General features: G+C 37.6%; 15 protein-coding genes and 1 pseudogene. 5 read left to right on the top strand and 11 right to left on the bottom strand.

Annotated elements, in window-relative coordinates:
• Window positions 1-195: 195 nt before the first annotated feature.
• Window positions 196-990, top strand: a complete 795-nt coding sequence (gene rpsB, locus H7N69_RS00585; RefSeq protein ID WP_000258276.1) for a 30S ribosomal protein S2 — start codon at window positions 196-198, stop codon at window positions 988-990.
• The gene (tsf, locus tag H7N69_RS00580; protein WP_128055474.1) at window positions 990-2,057 is read left to right on the top strand and encodes a translation elongation factor Ts; all 1,068 of its coding nucleotides are present in this window, start codon (window positions 990-992) and stop codon (window positions 2,055-2,057) included. The genes rpsB and tsf overlap by 1 nt, the downstream gene beginning before the upstream one ends.
• A 147-nt stretch (window positions 2,058-2,204) precedes the next feature.
• Here tsf and H7N69_RS00575 read toward each other — a convergent pair whose 3' ends face one another.
• From H7N69_RS00575 to H7N69_RS00560, 4 genes are read right to left on the bottom strand one after another with little or no spacing between them, the layout of a single operon-like run.
• Window positions 2,205-2,936, bottom strand: coding sequence for a type II restriction endonuclease (locus H7N69_RS00575; RefSeq protein ID WP_187884373.1), 732 nt, complete (start codon window positions 2,934-2,936; stop codon window positions 2,205-2,207).
• Entirely contained in the window at window positions 2,929-3,825 is an 897-nt protein-coding gene (locus H7N69_RS00570; RefSeq protein ID WP_000157965.1) for a hypothetical protein, read from the bottom strand. Before H7N69_RS00570 ends, H7N69_RS00575 begins: the two co-directional genes overlap by 8 nt.
• A 12-nt stretch (window positions 3,826-3,837) precedes the next feature.
• On the bottom strand, window positions 3,838-4,041 hold the full coding sequence (locus H7N69_RS00565; RefSeq protein WP_001887733.1) for a hypothetical protein: 204 nt from the start codon (window positions 4,039-4,041) through the stop codon (window positions 3,838-3,840).
• Complete coding sequence (locus H7N69_RS00560) at window positions 4,041-4,913, bottom strand: class 1 fructose-bisphosphatase (protein WP_156549205.1); 873 nt, start codon at window positions 4,911-4,913, stop codon at window positions 4,041-4,043. Before H7N69_RS00560 ends, H7N69_RS00565 begins: the two co-directional genes overlap by 1 nt.
• 70 nt (window positions 4,914-4,983) lie before the next feature.
• On the opposite strand from H7N69_RS00560, the gene rpe reads away from it, so the two are divergent.
• Both rpe and H7N69_RS00550 read left to right on the top strand, forming a co-directional pair.
• Complete coding sequence (gene rpe, locus H7N69_RS00555) at window positions 4,984-5,637, top strand: ribulose-phosphate 3-epimerase (protein WP_100949936.1); 654 nt, start codon at window positions 4,984-4,986, stop codon at window positions 5,635-5,637.
• Complete coding sequence (locus H7N69_RS00550; RefSeq protein WP_187884371.1) at window positions 5,615-6,478, top strand: 3'-5' exonuclease; 864 nt, start codon at window positions 5,615-5,617, stop codon at window positions 6,476-6,478. Before rpe ends, H7N69_RS00550 begins: the two co-directional genes overlap by 23 nt.
• Before the next feature lie 39 nt (window positions 6,479-6,517).
• Here H7N69_RS00550 and hcpG read toward each other — a convergent pair whose 3' ends face one another.
• The 5 genes from hcpG to H7N69_RS00525 all read right to left on the bottom strand — a co-directional run bounded on the left by hcpG (window position 6,518) and on the right by H7N69_RS00525 (window position 11,693).
• Window positions 6,518-7,495: a Sel1-like repeat protein HcpG gene (hcpG, locus tag H7N69_RS00545; protein ID WP_000943872.1), complete on the bottom strand. Its 978-nt coding sequence runs from the start codon at window positions 7,493-7,495 to the stop codon at window positions 6,518-6,520.
• A 137-nt stretch (window positions 7,496-7,632) separates the two neighbouring features.
• The gene (locus H7N69_RS00540) at window positions 7,633-7,929 is read right to left on the bottom strand and encodes a hypothetical protein (protein WP_000539097.1); all 297 of its coding nucleotides are present in this window, start codon (window positions 7,927-7,929) and stop codon (window positions 7,633-7,635) included.
• 18 nt (window positions 7,930-7,947) lie between these two features.
• Window positions 7,948-9,255: an NFACT family protein gene (locus H7N69_RS00535; protein WP_033584508.1), complete on the bottom strand. Its 1,308-nt coding sequence runs from the start codon at window positions 9,253-9,255 to the stop codon at window positions 7,948-7,950.
• A complete protein-coding gene (locus H7N69_RS00530) occupies window positions 9,252-10,826 on the bottom strand; it encodes a DNA repair protein RecN (RefSeq protein WP_187884369.1) in 1,575 nt (524 codons plus the stop codon). Before H7N69_RS00530 ends, H7N69_RS00535 begins: the two co-directional genes overlap by 4 nt.
• Window positions 10,827-10,838: 12 nt before the next feature.
• A complete protein-coding gene (locus H7N69_RS00525; RefSeq protein WP_187884367.1) occupies window positions 10,839-11,693 on the bottom strand; it encodes an NAD(+)/NADH kinase in 855 nt (284 codons plus the stop codon).
• 185 nt (window positions 11,694-11,878) lie between these two features.
• Here H7N69_RS00525 and H7N69_RS00520 point away from each other — a divergent pair, with 185 nt between their 5' ends.
• On the top strand, window positions 11,879-12,607 hold the full coding sequence (locus tag H7N69_RS00520; protein WP_187884365.1) for an outer membrane protein: 729 nt from the start codon (window positions 11,879-11,881) through the stop codon (window positions 12,605-12,607).
• A 10-nt stretch (window positions 12,608-12,617) separates the two neighbouring features.
• Here H7N69_RS00520 and H7N69_RS00515 read toward each other — a convergent pair.
• Together H7N69_RS00515 and H7N69_RS00510 are read right to left on the bottom strand one after the other, a co-directional pair.
• Window positions 12,618-14,374: pseudogene (locus tag H7N69_RS00515) on the bottom strand (DUF262 domain-containing protein).
• A 120-nt stretch (window positions 14,375-14,494) separates the two neighbouring features.
• Window positions 14,495-15,637, bottom strand: coding sequence for an alanine dehydrogenase (locus tag H7N69_RS00510; RefSeq protein ID WP_187884363.1), 1,143 nt, complete (start codon window positions 15,635-15,637; stop codon window positions 14,495-14,497).
• Window positions 15,638-15,720: the final 83 nt, after the last annotated feature.

Below are 15,720 nucleotides of genomic sequence, written 5' to 3'. Positions count from 1 at the left end.
TACTTAAGCTAAAAAACCTTAATCTTTTGCTATAATCATAGGGTTTTGTCGTTTTTCTATCATTTTAATAGGAACAAGGCAAAGACAGCGTCAAATTCACACATGCTAATCCTTGTATTTAGGTGTTCTTAAGAATTTAAGAATCAAATGAGCATGGAGGAAGAGAACCAAAATAACTTTAAGGAGAATATTCTCATGGTAACCATGAAAGATTTATTAGAATGCGGTGTGCATTTTGGACACCAAACAAGGCGTTGGAACCCTAAAACCAAAAAATTCATTTTTGGCGTTAGGAAAAATATCCATATTATTGATTTGCAAAAAACCTTGCGCTATTTTAGATACACTTATAATATCGTGCGCGATGCGAGCGCTCAAGGCAAGAGCATCATGTTTGTAGGCACTAAAAAACAAGCCAATGAGACTTTGAAAGAATTTGCTGAAAGCATTCAAGTCCCTTATGTCAATTACCGCTGGCTTGGTGGCATGCTGACTAATTTTAGCACCATTAGAAAATCGGTGAGAAAATTAGAAATCATTGAAGAAATGGAAAATAGCGGTCAAATTGATTTATTGACTAAAAAAGAAAAACTCATGATTTTAAGGAAAAAAGAAAAGCTGGATAAGTATCTTGGCGGGGTGCGCCACATGAAAAAAATCCCTGATATGATTTTTGTGATTGATGTGGCTAAAGAAAAAATCGCTGTCGCTGAAGCAAGGAAACTCCATATCCCTATCGTGGCTCCCTTAGACACTAACTGCGACCCTGATTTGGTGGATTACCCCATTCCTGGAAATGACGATGCGATCCGCTCTATTAGGCTATTTTGTAAAGAAATGAGCGAAGCGATTTTAGAGGGGCGAGAACTCATGCAAGAAGAAATCGTCCATGCGGATGAAAATAGCGAAGAGATAGAGTTCGTGAGCAATGAAGAAAAAGAAGAAATGCTCGCTGAAATCCAAAAAGAAATCACTCAAGGAGCCGAATAATGTCAGGAATTAGCGCTCAATTAGTCAAAAAATTAAGGGACTTAACCGATGCGGGCATGATGGATTGCAAAAAAGCCCTTGTGGAAGTGGCTGGGGATTTGCAAAAGGCTATTGATTTCTTGCGCGAAAAAGGCTTGAGTAAAGCCGCTAAAAAGGCCGATAGGATCGCTGCTGAGGGCGTGGTCGCTTTAGAAGTAGCGCCTGATTTTAAAAGTGCAATGATGGTAGAAATCAATAGCGAAACGGATTTTGTGGCTAAAAATGAGGGCTTTAAGGAATTGGTGAAAAAAACTTTAGAAACGATCAAAGCCCACAATATCCATACCACAGAAGAACTGCTTAAAAGCCCGTTAGACAACAAGCCTTTTGAAGAATATTTGCACTCTCAAATCGCTGTCATTGGTGAAAACATTTTAGTGAGAAAAATCGCTCATTTAAAAGCCCCTAGCTCTCATATCATTAATGGCTATGCGCATTCTAACGCTAGAGTGGGCGTGCTAATCGGCATAAAATACGATAATGAGAAAAACGCTCCAAAAGTGGTGGAACTGGCCCGAAACATCGCTATGCATGCCGCAGCGATGAAACCTCAAGTGCTAGATTGCAAAGACTTTAGCCTTGATTTTGTCAAAAAAGAAACTTTAGCCTTGATCGCTGAAATTGAAAAAGACAATGAGGAAGCTAAACGCTTGGGCAAACCTTTGAAAAATATCCCCACTTTTGGGAGTCGCATTGAATTGAGCGATGAAGTTTTAGCACACCAAAAAAAAGCTTTTGAAGACGAATTAAAAGCGCAAGGCAAGCCTGAAAAAATCTGGGATAAAATCGTTCCTGGAAAAATGGAAAGATTCATCGCTGATAACACCCTTATTGATCAACGCCTGACCCTTTTAGGGCAATTCTATGTCATGGACGATAAAAAAACTATCGCTCAAGTCATCGCTGATTGTTCCAAAGAGTGGGATGATGATTTAAAAATCACTGAGTATGTGCGTTTTGAATTGGGCGAAGGCATTGAGAAAAAGGCAGAGAATTTCGCTGAAGAAGTGGCTTTGCAAATGAAGTGAGATTTTAGCAAACAACCTTTAAAGGTTGTTTCTTCTAACCTTTCAACTTTCTTTATTTAATCTCGTTTTTAAGACTGATCATCAATTTCTTTATATTAAAAATAAACTTGTATTTTACAAGAAATAGATAAATGGGAAATAAATATGCTAGTGAGTGAGCGTTTTCAAAAATTCTAAGACATTCTGCTCTCTTAAAATGTGATTATGCGAAAAGAAGCTTTCAATCTGGTGGTGGTTAGAAAATTCCTTTTTATGCTCATAAGCTTTTCTGATGTAGGGGGCAAACCCAAAAGGGTTTTCTAAATCCTTTAAGGCGTTTTTCAAACTTTCTTCATCTTTATCTAAAGTATCAAAATACTTGAGTAAGACCTCTCTGGTTTCATAACTCAAAATATCTGAGCCTTTAAAAAAAGTGATGTTTGCATTAGCGACTCCATACACATAAATCGCATTGGGTTTAGGTAGGTTTGAATTCCACATGGGGCGAGAAGTTTGAAGATTTTTTTCACCCTTATCGTTTTTAGAAAACTTGATTTCAATCCCCACCACATGATCAAAAATAAAAACCAAAAAATCAGGGTAATTTTGTGAGCCAAAAGGCTGGTATAAAAAATGGCTTGTAAGGTTTGAAAAAGGGTTTTTAAGGGTGTCTGGGTGGTTTTTTTCTAAAACTTGCTTTTTGAGTTGGTTAAAAGTGGTTTTGATTTCCTTATTAGGCTTTTCTTCAATATGGCCTAATTCTTCTGTTAAATCGCCGTTGATTTCGCTAAAGTGTTTTTTTAATTCATTCCTAAATTGGTTTTCAAACTGCTCCCCTGTGCTAGAACTTGCAAAAAACTTTCTCTTATTGGTAATTTCTTGGAACACTTTTTCAAGCATGCATTTCCTTTAATTTGCAATATTCTTCCACAAAATCATAAGTAGAAAACCCTAAAACTTGCGTGTTTTTATGGGCGAGTTTGTTGAAATCAATTTTATGGATAATCCTTAAAGCTTCTTTAGAATGGGCTTTGATGAAAAAATATTGTCGGTTTTTAACCAGTAAATTTGCATTGGTGATCTTTTCGTTGTAGTCATAAAAGCCTTGTCTCACCACCGCAAAATCCCATTGGTATTTTTCTTTGTTGAAATACTTAAGGGTGTGTGGCGTGTTATTATGAATATAAGTGATGAAGTCATTATGGCGGATTTTTGGGGGTGTAATGATGCGTTCGTCTTTAAGATTTAGGGCGATATTTTTATGCATATAGATTTGAAAAACGCATTTCACATCATAGGGTCGTTCATTAAAAATAAAAGCGTTTTTCTCTAAAACAGCGTTTAAAACCAATTTTGCACGCTTATCAATGTGTTTTTGAATGGAATAGCGTTTGAATAAATTGGGCAAAATAAACGCTACAATAGGCGCTTCGTTTAAAGATTTGTTTAAAAAATCTAAGGCTAATTTCCCTCTATGCCCAAAAGGAGGGTTGCCAATAATAACACGCTTTTGGTTAAACTCAATCAATTCCAACAGATAATCTTTTTTTTGAATGCCTTGAGCTTTAGGGGCAATATCAAGGGCGTCCCAATCAGCAATCCCTAATTCTTTTAATGCATCAACAAAGCTCCCACTCCCTGCACTTGGCTCTAAAAAATGGAATGCGTTTAAGTCTAGCCCTAGATTTTGAACGATGAGATCTCTTAATAAATCCAAGCAAAATCGCGCGATTTTGGGGTGGGTGTAAAAAGCGTCTAAATTCTTTTGCAAGATAGTATTACTAGCCATTTTAATCCCATTTTAGTTGAAATCAAACCCGCCCGCTTCGCCTAAACTCATGCTCTCATAAGCCGCATCCACATAGCTGTTGCGGATCTCGCATTTTAAAACCTTCTCGCATTTCAAGCAGCTTGTTACTTGCTTTTCTTCTTGGCATGCTTGTAATTTCAAAAGAGCGTCATTAAAACGCTCTTCATATTCTAATTTTTTAGCGCTATTTTGCATCATTCTCCCTTTAAATATTTTTCTAAGATTTGAGCTTCATGCGAACTAGCTAAATAGCATTCGCTTTTTTCATGGTAGTTTTCCACGCTTTGTTCTAGCAAACGCTTTTTAACCCCCTTATCAAAATAAAACGCTTCCCCTTTAGCTTTTTCAATGATCAAGGCTAAAGGGAAGACTTCAAAAAGCTTTCGTAATTTCTTTTGCGGATAGGAAAACATTCCGCCTTTTTTAACCAAAACATGATGGACATCAGCCACCATAGATCCTGAATATCGTAAGCGGTAATTTTCTGCAAAAAACCCTTCTAAAGCCTTTTTCAAGCCCAAAGAAAAATCCTTTTGATTGCCTCCGCTAGCGATGATTTTACCCTTATTTTCTAAAACGATGGTTTCTATAAAATGGAACTTGTTCTGGTAAAAAGCGTAACGATAAACTTCTTCTAAAGCCACCATTAATTCTATTTTATGCCCAAAAACCACATAAAGGCTTGCAACTAAATTTTGAGCCTTATAATCCTTTTCATAAACCCCTATAATCGTGCCTACTAAGAAATTCGCCTCCATGACTGAACTCCCGTCTAAGGGGTCATAAGCGATCAAATAAGAGCCGTTTTCTTTAGTAACAGGCGTTTCTTTTTCTTCGCTAAAAACGCTTTTGATATTTTCTAAACTCAAAAAATTTTCTTCTAAAAACTTATCTAGGGCCAAATCCGCTTTAATGGGCGTATCCCCGCTGCTGTTTTCTAACTTAGTGTAACTCCCAGCGTCTGGTTTTTCTAAAATTTCCTGGGCTTTTTTAACCCCTTTTTCTAAAAGACTGATGATTTCTATAACGATGTTTGCATGCTTGCCTTTAAAATGTTTGTAATCCATAAAAACCCTTTTATGATTTGATTAAAGATGCTAATATTTTACTTGAAAACATTGGAAATAGGGAAGTATTTTGAAAGTAGCTCCGAGCCTTTTGAGTGCTGATTTTATGCATTTAGCCAAAGAGATAGAGAGCGTGAGTAACGCTGATTTTTTGCATGTGGATGTGATGGATGGGCATTATGTGCCTAATTTAACGATGGGGCCTGTGGTTTTAGAGAATGTTACTCAAATGAGCCAAGTGCCTTTAGATGTGCATTTAATGGTAGAAAATGCGAGCTTTTTTGTGGGGTTATTCGCTCCTTTAAACCCGCAAATCATCAGCATTCATGCAGAAAATGAAAAGCACCCCCACAGGGTGTTGCAACTCATTAAAAATTCAGGCATCACGCCAGGCGTTGTTCTAAACCCCCACACGCATGAAGAAAGCATTAAATACTTGCTAGAAAGCGTTGGGTTAGTGCTTTTAATGAGTGTGAATCCAGGCTTTGGCGGGCAGAAGTTTTTAGATCTGGTGCTAGAAAAGTGTTTGAAAGTTAAAGAATTGATCAAACGCTACAACCCTAGCTGTCTTTTAGAAGTGGATGGGGGTGTGAATGATAAAAATATCTTTGAACTCCAACAAGCTGGCGTGGATGTGGTGGTTTCAGGGAGTTATATTTTTAAATCCAAAGATCGTAAGCTGGCTATTGAAGGCTTACAGAATGCCAATAAATCTCTTGCATAAAGACATTCAAGCCCTAATCGCTCGCTTAAAGCGCCAGGATTTAAGCTTGGGCATGCTAGAAAAATCGCTCTCTCGCCTTATTTATGATGAAATCAATTTGGAATATTTAAAAGCGTGCGGGCTTAATTTCATAGAAACGAGTGAAAATTTAATCACGCTCAAAAACCTTAAAACCCCCCTTAAAGATGAGGTTTTTTCCTTTATTGATTTAGAGACCACCGGCTCTTGCCCCATAAAACATGAGATTTTAGAAATCGGGGCCGTGCAAGTGAAGGGGGGGGAAATTATCAATCGTTTTGAAACCCTTGTGAAAGTCAAAAGCGTTCCTGATTATATTGCTGAGCTTACAGGCATCGCTTATGAAGACACCCTAAACGCCCCAAGCGTGCATGAAGCTTTGCAAGAATTGCGGCTTTTTTTAGGCAATAGCGTGTTTGTAGCCCACAACGCTAATTTTGATTACAACTTTTTAGGGCGTTATTTTGTAGAAAAATTGCATTGCCCCTTATTGAATTTAAAGCTTTGCACTTTGGATTTATCCAAACGAGCCATTTTGTCCATGCGTTATTCTTTGAGTTTTTTAAAAGAGCTTTTAGGGTTTGGTATAGAAGTCAGCCATAGAGCCTACGCAGACGCTTTAGCGAGCTATAAGCTCTTTGAAATATGCCTATTAAACTTGCCTAGTTATATCAAAACGACGATGGATTTGATTGATTTTTCCAAATGCGCTAACACTTTGATCAAAAGACCCCCAAGAGCCAGATACCAAGAGATTTCATCGCCATTTTCTCTTTTTGAAAGGACAAAGGGTTTGTTCAATATCATAAAAGCAACCAATTAAACGAAAGCTGTTTAATTAGGCTTGGTTAGGGCTAGGATTTTATTGTTTTTGTTCTTTGAGAATATCGCATGCTTCTTTTAATCCTAGCTTGCAACTCTTTTCAAGGTTTTCTGTCGTTTGCTTTTCATCCTTTGCTACGCCCTTACCCTCATTATAAAACGCTGCTAGAGCGTAACACCCTTTAGCATCGTTCAATTCACAAGCTTTGGCAGAATATTCAAAAGCTTTTTTAAGATCCTTTGTTACGCCTTCACCATCACGATAAAACTCTCCTACAAGCGTGCATGTTAGAGCCTCGTTTAATTCGCAAGCTTTAGAGTAATATCCAAAAGCTTTTTTAAGATCTTGCGTTACGCTTTCACCAAGAAAATAATCCCCTCCTAATTTAGAACACCCTTCACCATTATTCAACTCGCAAGCTTTAGAGTAATATTTGAAAGCTTTTTTAAAATTTTGTGTTACGCCTTCACCATTATGATAAATATCCCCTAAAATCGCACAGCCATCGCCATAGTTTAACTCGCAAGCTTTAGAATAATATTCTAGATCTTTTTTATCTTTTTTCAAACCCTTTATCATATCGTTATAAAAAGTTGCTGACAGCATACACCCTTCAACATTATTTAACTTACAAGATTTAGAGTAATATTCTAAAGCATTTTTAAGATCGTTTGCATTAAAATAAAACTCTGCTAAATCCTTGCATTTTTCAGCATCGTTTGATTTGCAAGCTTTAGCAGTAGCCGTGTGTTCAAGAGCTTTTTCAATGCTTTCTCTTGCACTTCCTTTTAGGATGACTTTAGAATAAGCCTCTCTTAAGATCGCGCAACCATCAGAATCGTTTAATTTACAAGCTTTTTCAAAGTATTCCTTAGCCCTAGTGAAATCTTTATCCGTGTAAATAGTGATACCTGAAAATATAAGCTCTTTAGGGTTTGACTCTGCCATTAACCCCCCTAAACACAACGCCCCCAAACACAAAACCCTAAAAACCGCTTTTTTGACACCCCTTAACATGGTGCATTCCCTTTTGTTAAAAATATAAGATTCTATTGTGATTGATATTGATAGCTAAAATCTTTTAATGTTTAAAAAACGGAGACTTGATTATTTTATTTTAAACTCATGAAAGGATAGGGGTTATTCGCAATACCCTACCCCACAATATCCAGCAAATGCTCTTCATGCCACAATTCAATTTCTTCTTCTTCCAAGCCAAACGCCTTAGCCCTTTGGCTGTTTGGATAGCGGTTTTTAGAGCCTTCTTTAGGGTCTTTATCGCTAATGGCTTGCATGTTTTCTAACGCCCTTGTTTCTTGGGCTAATTCAAGCTTACTTTGAAAGCTTTGTGCTAAATCCAACATATCACTTCTTGCACCCTGTTGGATAGCAGAATTTAAAGGAGCGTTTTGGTTGATATAAGTTACATTGCCTAAAGCTGAAACACCCATGCTAACCTCCTTAAGTGTTTAAGTGTCCTTTAGACTAATAGTTCGGTATTTTGAGTAAATGACATTAGCTCCTTTGATGATTTTGACAAATTTTCGTTGCGTGTAGTCAATTTCGTAACTATTAAACGCATCTTTTTGCATTTTAATCAACATTTTGGCTAATTCCATAATGACCTCATCTTTGGGCACGTTCTTTTGGCAGAAAACGATCAAATGCGATCCGGGAATATTTCTTACATGCATCCACAAATCATTCGCTCTTGCGTCTTGTAAAAGCTTGATATTCTCTTTTTGGTTTTTCCCTAAACCGATTTTAAAATCCTTATAATACAGCACTTCATACCCGCTCATCGGGCGTTTGATTTTAGAATTTTTAACCGGCATAAACATTTCTAAAACGCTTTCTTCTTGCGCTCCTTTAACATAATTAATTTGATTTTCTTTGAAGGCGATTTTTTCTTTTAGATTCTCTTCTTCTAAATACAAAAATTGCGATTTTTGTTTCTTTTTTTTACTGAGAGTGAATTTTTTATTGATAAAAGCGTTTAAGGGCATGCTCTTATCAATTTCAATCGCACACTCCTTATCTTCAAAATCCTTTAAAACCACGCGACTTTCATGCTTATGGATTAAATGCTGGTAAGTGAGCAAGAGCTGGGCTTGAGTTTGCAATTCTTTGGCTTCCAATTGTAAATTTTTAGGATCTTCTAAATTCTCTAATTTTTCTTTCAAGCGTTCTTTTTGGGCGTTTAATCGCTTGATGATTTGATTTTTTTTGTGTTCCAATTCTTTGTGTTGGTAAAATAAAAAATCTTTTTCTAATATTTCTAATAAATCCTTAAAATCCAAATCCTCCTCTTGATGCTCGTAAATATTAGGAGGCAATACCCCTAAAATATCGTTTTTAGCGACCCTGTCATTAAAACGAAAGGCTTCTATCACGCATTTTTCTTTATCTAAAATCATGAGGTTGGCTTTTTTAGGGATCATTTCTAAACGCAAAATAAAAGTTTCACTCTTATAAGCTAAATCTTTAGCACCCTTGATTTCTAAAATCCGATCGTTATCAATGATGTTTGCTTGTAAAATTTTGGCGTTTTTAGTGAATTTATTCAAACAAAAATCTAACGCTAGGGTGTTTTTTAAAACGCTCTCTGGGGGTTTTTTAGACAAACCGATATAAGGCACATTCAAATCCACAACAAAAGCGTGTTTTTCTTTAGAAAAAGCCTCTAATAAAAAGCTAAACGCGTTCAAGCGTTTGAGGCTAAAATGCGTTTGAGCGTTTAAAAATTCGCTGAATTTCTTTAAAAGAAAAAATTTCATTCTTGCGCCTTTAATTTTTCTTTAGCGAAAGAAATCGCGCTCTCTATATTCTCGCTCCCCCCTATCATGCGCGCGATTTCTAAAACCCTTTCTTCGTTATTAAGGGTTTTTGCAAGGCTTTTGTGGTTTTCTTTGAAGACTAAAATATGGTTTTTAGCGAGCGCTGGGATATGGACTTGGTGCGAAATGGCAAAGATTTGCGAATGGCTGCTCAAGGTTTCAAGGGCTTTAGAGACTGCTAAACTCTCTTCGCCGCTCAAGTTGGAATCCATTTCATCTAACACCAACACGCCTTTAAAATCCTTTAAAAACTCCATTTCTAAAAGCATGAACGCCAGCCTCAAACGGCTGTATTCTCCAGAGCTTAAGGTTTCTAATTGGGAATTTTGCAAATTCAAAACGAGTTTTTGAGCGCCTTTTTCGCTCATGGGGGCTTCTTCTAAAACCAAACTGGGGCTTTTTAAGAGCAAATCTTTCGCTTTAGCGCTTAAAAGAGCGTTAAAACCGGCTAAATATTCTTTTCTAAAGCTGCTTATTTCTTCGCACAATTTCAAGCATTCGGTTTTTAATTGTTCTATTTCTTTGTGGTAAGTTTCGCAATAATGGTCAATTTCTTTTAGGTTATGCAATTCGTTTTTAACATGCCCTAATCGTTCTTTAGCATGCGTAATGCTCCCGTAATCCTTAATGATCCCGCTTAACATGCCAAGCCTTTCTAACACCTTTTCAATATCCAAACGCTCGCACTCTTCTAATTTAGCCTGCTCTTTTTCCAACAGAGCGCTCGCTTCTAATAAAGCGCTTTTTAAAAACTCCGCGCTATGGCCCACGCTCTCTAAAGCATGCGTGATTTTGTGGGTATTTTCTAGCACCTCTAACGCTAGAGCGATTTTATCGTTCAATTTTTCCTTACTAGAGAGCAATTTTTTCTGCTCTAAAAGGCGTTCGTATTCATCTTCTTTTAAATCCAGCCTCTCTAATTTCATTTTTTCAAAATTCAATCGTTCTTCTAAATCCTTTTGGAAACGCTTTTTATCCTCTAATAATCGCCTTTCTTTTTCTAGATTCTCTAAGCGGGTGAATTTTTCTTCAAGCGCGCCTAAAAGGGGGCTAAACGCCTTATTTTGGTTTTGGATATAGCCATCTAGTAAGGAGAGCATTAAAATATCATTGAGTTCATTCTGGCTGAATCTGTCGTTAGATAAGCGTTTGATCACACCTTTTAATAACGCTTTGAGCGTGTTTTTGGACAGGCTTGTTTGGTTTAAAAAATAGCGCGTTTTTTCTTTTTTAATCACGCTGATGACTAAGGGTTCATGCTCATCTTCTCTAAAAATGCCGTATTCTTCAGTGTCTAAAAAAGGTGCAATCAATTCCACTTCAATGTTTGAAGCGTTGCTCTCTTTAAGCCCAAACGCCCCTAAAAGGCTCGCAATAAGAACGCTTTTCCCCACCCCGCTAGCCCCACTAATCGCACTCAAGCCGTCTTTAAACTCCAGATCCAATTTTTCAAAAACAGCGTTTTGACGCACTTTTAAGCGTGTGATTTGAGCGTTATTAAAATCTCGCATTTTTTACCCTTTTTATCTTTTTTTGTTAGGGCTTTCCCCCCATAAGAGCTTTTCTTTAAGCACCTTAAAATAATCCCTTGAATTTTTTTGTAAGAGCTTGGTGGTCGTGGGGCTTTTTTGAATGTATAGGGGTTGGTTGGCTTTTAAATCATAGGTGGCTTGCCCATCAATGACCACAAGAGCGTCTTCATGAGTGCAAAAATTCAAACAAAATTCCGCCCCTAACACTAAAGGGCGTTGCGTTAAAGAAAAATCGCACAAGGGCGTTAAAATATAGCTCTGGCTTAAAGCATGCACAATCGGCCCATGAGCGCTCAAATTATAAGCGGTTGAACCTAGGGGCGTGGCAATGATAAGCCCATCGCCTTTATAGGTGTTAAAGGGCGTATGGCCCACATAAGCTTGGATGTCTAAAACCCCTAAAGCTTTTTTTTTGGCGATCACAATTTCATTGATCGCATAAAAAGAGGTTTTTCCAATACGGCCCTCTAAAGCCAAATGCTCTTCTAATTTGATCCTATCTTGCTTGAGATCTTGTAAGAAATCTTTCAACCCGTTCAATTCAACCGCACTCAAAAACCCTAAATTCCCAATTCTCACCCCAAAACATGGCTTGTTGTAAGAATGCGTCATTCTTAAAGCCCCTAAAATCGTACCATCGCCCCCTAAACACAAAAACGCATCAGCTTTTTCTATCAATCGTGCATCTTTTGCCCCATCAAGGCTATCAATCATAAAGCTTTCAAACCCCTCATCTTCTAAAAGCTTTAAAACCCATTCTTTAGCCTGCTCTAGCTCTTCAAAAAGGGGGTTTTGATAATGAGTAGGCCGCACAAACACGCCGATAGTTTGATGTGAATCTTTCATGCGTATATTGTAGCTTAAAGCTTGAAACAAAATTTTAAAAAAAGGGTTTTAGCCGCTTTTTATTAATCTTATGTGAAATTCATAAGGAGTTTTTATTTTTATTAAATGTTTCATTCTTTAATCGTTTTTAATTGTTTTTTGGGTATTCTTTTTAAGAATGTAAGCATTATGTTAAGGAATCACACATGAAAAAATTTTTTTCTCGATCTTTATTAGCTTTGATTGCTTCTATCAATGTGCTATTAGCCATGGATGGCAATGGCGTTTTTTTAGGAGCGGGTTATTTGCAAGGGCAGGCTCAAATGCATGCGGATATTAATTCTCAAAAACAAGCCACTAACGCTACTATCAAAGGCTTTGATGCGCTTTTAGGGTATCAGTTTTTCTTTGGGAAATACTTTGGCTTGCGCGCTTATGGGTTTTTTGACTACGCCCACGCTAATTCTATTAGGCTTAAAAATCCTAATTATAACAGCGAAGTGGCGCAATTGGCGGGTCAAATTCTTGGGAAACAAGAAATCAATCGTTTAACGAGCCTCGCCGATCCCAAAACCTTTGACCCAAACATGCTCACTTATGGAGGAGCTATAGATGTGATGGTCAATGTCATTAATAATGGCATCATGAGTTTGGGGGCTTTTGGTGGGGTGCAATTAGCCGGCAATTCATGGCTTATGGCGACACCGAGCTTTGAGGGCATTTTAGTGGAGCAAGCTTTGGTGAGCAAAAGAGCCACTTCTTTCCAATTTTTATTCAATGTGGGGGCTCGCTTAAGGATCTTAAAGCATTCTAGCATTGAAGCGGGCGTGAAGTTCCCCATGTTAAAGAAAAACCCCTATATCACTGCAAAAAACTTGGATATAGGGTTTAGGCGCGTGTATTCATGGTATGTGAATTACGTGTTCACTTTCTAGGGGCACATCCCTAGAGCGTTAGAATGCTCTCAATGATTTTAATCAGCTCTTCTTTTCTTTTTTCTAAGCTTTTGGGCGTCCATTCTGAGTAGCGGCACACATCGTTTTTAGTCATGTCATAGCAGGTCATCACCTTAAAAGTTTTCTTATTGTCTAGCGCGACAGGTTTCCCCATATAGATTTCTTTTTTCTCTTTGAAATCTTGGTTTAGAGATTGGCTTAAAGCTTTGGTGTTTTTCTTGCCCCCTAAAAGCGTGAGGTTGGCTAAAGAATGCGTGTATAACCCTCTTTCTTCTTCGCTAAAGTCTTTCACCCATTGGCTTGAAGGATCGGGGTTTTGGGGTAAGATGTGTTCAACATGAAAATCGCCCTTTTCAATGCGTTTAGGTCTAGGATCATCACTTATGGAATATTCCACTAAAATGAGAATGGGCTTGAGCCATGAATTTTTTTGCCAGATTTGCCATTGATGGAGTAGAATTTTGTGTATAAGTTGCTGTCTTGCAGGTTTTCTTTAAAGCGTTGCGTGGTATTTTCATCCTTAAAATATTTTTTCACAATAGAAGCGATGTTCTCTACGCTTTGCTTTTCTTTTAGGGCTTTAATAATGTTGCAATTAGTTTGTTTTTTAGGTTCTTTTTGCTCTGCAACCCAATTTTGGTAATAAAACTTAACTAGCAACTCCTTTAAAGCCTCTATATCTTGAGGGCTATAATGGTGCAATATGCTGGTGCACAAAATAATGCACCAAAAATCAGAGGCTAGATAAGAAAGCAAATGAGCATGCCAATTTTGCATTTCCAATACCTTACAATAGGCGTTGTAAAAATCCTCTACGCCCTTAAAGTATTCTAAAGGGGGTTTATTAAGCCTTTCAAACTGATCGGCAAGTCTTTCTTCCATGCTTTTCACACTAGTTACCGGATTGAGATAGGTTAAATACCAGCTGAATAAGGTTTCTGTGGCATTCTTCTCTCGCTTGTTCTCTTTTCTCTTTGGAAATTTTGACTCATTCCCTGAGCATTTTTGATGCAAGGCGTTCCAACGAGACACAAGCTTTTTTTGATCCTCTTCTTTAGCCAATTCTTTTAACAACTCTCCCTTAAAAATATCTGTCGCATTCAAAGCCAAACCCCTAGCGTTTAAAACATTAAAAATCCTTAACGCCTTGTCTATGTTTGGGCAAATGATGGTGATAAATTTAACATTAAAATACAGCCATTTAATAAACTTGTTAATGTCTTCAATCTCTTTCTCTCTAAGATAGTCTTTTAAACAAACCGCATTTTTTAGGTAATTGTTCTTATTATTTTTATTCTTGCTTGCTTGAGAGTCGTTGAAATGTTCTAATGCATCTTGAAAATCATATTCAGCGTTAGACCCTATAGTGTTAAAACTCAGTCGTTTTCTTTCTGTATACCTATCTTTCCAACTCTCTTGTAAATATTCTAAATACTCAGGGTCTAAACCATTATAAAGATCGGCTAAAACTTTTGCCAACAGAATGAAAGTGCTTAAGCGTTGCTGTCCATCTACAATATCATAGGTTCCGGTTTTGGAATTGGGATCGGATTTGACTAAGACTAATGAGCCGCAAAAATAATCACTTTCTCTGTCATCTTCATAATTAAAAAACAAATCGTCTAAAAGCTTTTCGCAGTTTTCTTTTGTCCATTGGTAAGGGCGTTGGTAGATAGGGATTTGATAATAGAGTTCTTTTTTCAAAGTATTTTTTAAATACCACTCATAGCTATCAATTTTGGCCATAAAAACCCCTTGTATGATTTAGGGTAGATTATAACATTAAAAAGTGTTTTTTTTTTTTTGAAATATTTCTATACATTAAGACGCATGGTTTATCGCCATGCCCTTTTTTACAACTTATTTTTAAAGCTCCTTTAAAACCTCTAAAGGCGATTTAAACGCCAAATTGAACGCTTTAGCGATGCCTTCTTGGGTGATATAGCCGTTATAAGCGCTCAAGCCTCCAAGGGTGTTTGCCACGATTTTAGTGTTGGCTGTTAAAAAACCCTTCAAGCCATGCTCTAAATAATACAACAAATACGGCACGCTCGCATGGCTATAAGCCGTAGAGCTCGTTTTAGCGACAATCCCTGGCATGTTCGGCACGCCATAATGCAACAAATCCTCTTCCACATACACCGGGTTAGAATGGCTTGTCTGGCGTATGGTCTCTATGCACCCCCCTAAATCGCAAGCCACATCAATGACTACCCCTTGTTTTTGCATGTATTTTAAATGCTTTCTTAAGATCACTTTAGGGGTTTGGCTCGCTGTAACTAGCACCGCTCCCACTAGCCCCACCGCTCCATTTAAAGCCTGAATGATATTGGCTTCATTCACGCTTAAAACTTCTAAATCATACAAATGATAATAAGGGTGGTTTTGCAATTTAGCGTAGTCTAATTCTAAAATCGTTACTTTAGCCCCCATTTGGCTTAAGACTTTCGCACTCTCCATGCCAACCACACCGCCTCCAACTACGACAATTTTAGCCCTTTGCGCTCCCGATAAACCCCCTAGCATGACCCCCTTACCCATAAAGCCCTTAACATGCTCTAAAGCCAGCAAATAATGCTGGACTAAATGCGCGGCCAACCTCCCAGCCACCACGCTCATAGGCACTAAAATAGGGTAGTCGTTTTTAGGCCCGGCAATGGTTTCAGTGCAAATAGAAGTGATTTTTTTATCTATAAACATTTCGCACAAGCTTTTTTGATACGCTAGATCCAAGTAACTAAACAGCGTCGCTTTTTCTTTGAGCAAATGATACTCATGTTCTAAAGGCTCTTTGCATTTGACCACCAAATCCTGCCCCCACGCCGTTTTAGAATCCACGATTTTAGCCCCCACGCTTTCATACGCTTCGTTACTATAACCGCTATTAGCGCCGGCGCTATTTTGAACTAAAACCTCCACGCCCTTTTGAATGATTAGCGCCACATCATCAGGCACCAAAGCCACTCGTGATTCTAAATCCATGCTTTCTTTGACTAGCCCAATAGTCATGTTAATCCTTTAAATAGTAGTGTCAATTATGATTATACTCACTCCATTAAACGATTGGGTATCTTTCTTTTAAAAAGCTAAAT

This window comes from Helicobacter pylori, from assembly GCF_014497725.1.
Lineage (GTDB): Bacteria > Campylobacterota > Campylobacteria > Campylobacterales > Helicobacteraceae > Helicobacter > Helicobacter pylori_DE.
The sequence above is the reverse complement of the archived record's forward strand: the minus strand, read 5'-3'. Positions and strand labels throughout refer to the sequence as shown.

What these genes read in the sequence shown, in the direction of transcription:
- rpsB (WP_000258276.1), top strand. Translation starts at nt 196, where the DNA reads ATGGTAACCATGAAAGATTTATTAGAATGCGGTGTGCATTTTGGACAC.
- tsf (WP_128055474.1), top strand. Translation starts at nt 990, where the DNA reads ATGTCAGGAATTAGCGCTCAATTAGTCAAAAAATTAAGGGACTTAACC.
- H7N69_RS00575 (WP_187884373.1), bottom strand. Translation starts at nt 2,936, where the DNA reads ATGCTTGAAAAAGTGTTCCAAGAAATTACCAATAAGAGAAAGTTTTTT.
- H7N69_RS00570 (WP_000157965.1), bottom strand. Translation starts at nt 3,825, where the DNA reads ATGGCTAGTAATACTATCTTGCAAAAGAATTTAGACGCTTTTTACACC.
- H7N69_RS00565 (WP_001887733.1), bottom strand. Translation starts at nt 4,041, where the DNA reads ATGCAAAATAGCGCTAAAAAATTAGAATATGAAGAGCGTTTTAATGAC.
- H7N69_RS00560 (WP_156549205.1), bottom strand. Translation starts at nt 4,913, where the DNA reads ATGGATTACAAACATTTTAAAGGCAAGCATGCAAACATCGTTATAGAA.
- H7N69_RS00550 (WP_187884371.1), top strand. Translation starts at nt 5,615, where the DNA reads ATGCCAATAAATCTCTTGCATAAAGACATTCAAGCCCTAATCGCTCGC.
- hcpG (WP_000943872.1), bottom strand. Translation starts at nt 7,495, where the DNA reads ATGTTAAGGGGTGTCAAAAAAGCGGTTTTTAGGGTTTTGTGTTTGGGG.
- H7N69_RS00540 (WP_000539097.1), bottom strand. Translation starts at nt 7,929, where the DNA reads ATGGGTGTTTCAGCTTTAGGCAATGTAACTTATATCAACCAAAACGCT.
- H7N69_RS00535 (WP_033584508.1), bottom strand. Translation starts at nt 9,255, where the DNA reads ATGAAATTTTTTCTTTTAAAGAAATTCAGCGAATTTTTAAACGCTCAA.
- H7N69_RS00530 (WP_187884369.1), bottom strand. Translation starts at nt 10,826, where the DNA reads ATGCGAGATTTTAATAACGCTCAAATCACACGCTTAAAAGTGCGTCAA.
- H7N69_RS00525 (WP_187884367.1), bottom strand. Translation starts at nt 11,693, where the DNA reads ATGAAAGATTCACATCAAACTATCGGCGTGTTTGTGCGGCCTACTCAT.
- H7N69_RS00520 (WP_187884365.1), top strand. Translation starts at nt 11,879, where the DNA reads ATGAAAAAATTTTTTTCTCGATCTTTATTAGCTTTGATTGCTTCTATC.
- H7N69_RS00510 (WP_187884363.1), bottom strand. Translation starts at nt 15,637, where the DNA reads ATGACTATTGGGCTAGTCAAAGAAAGCATGGATTTAGAATCACGAGTG.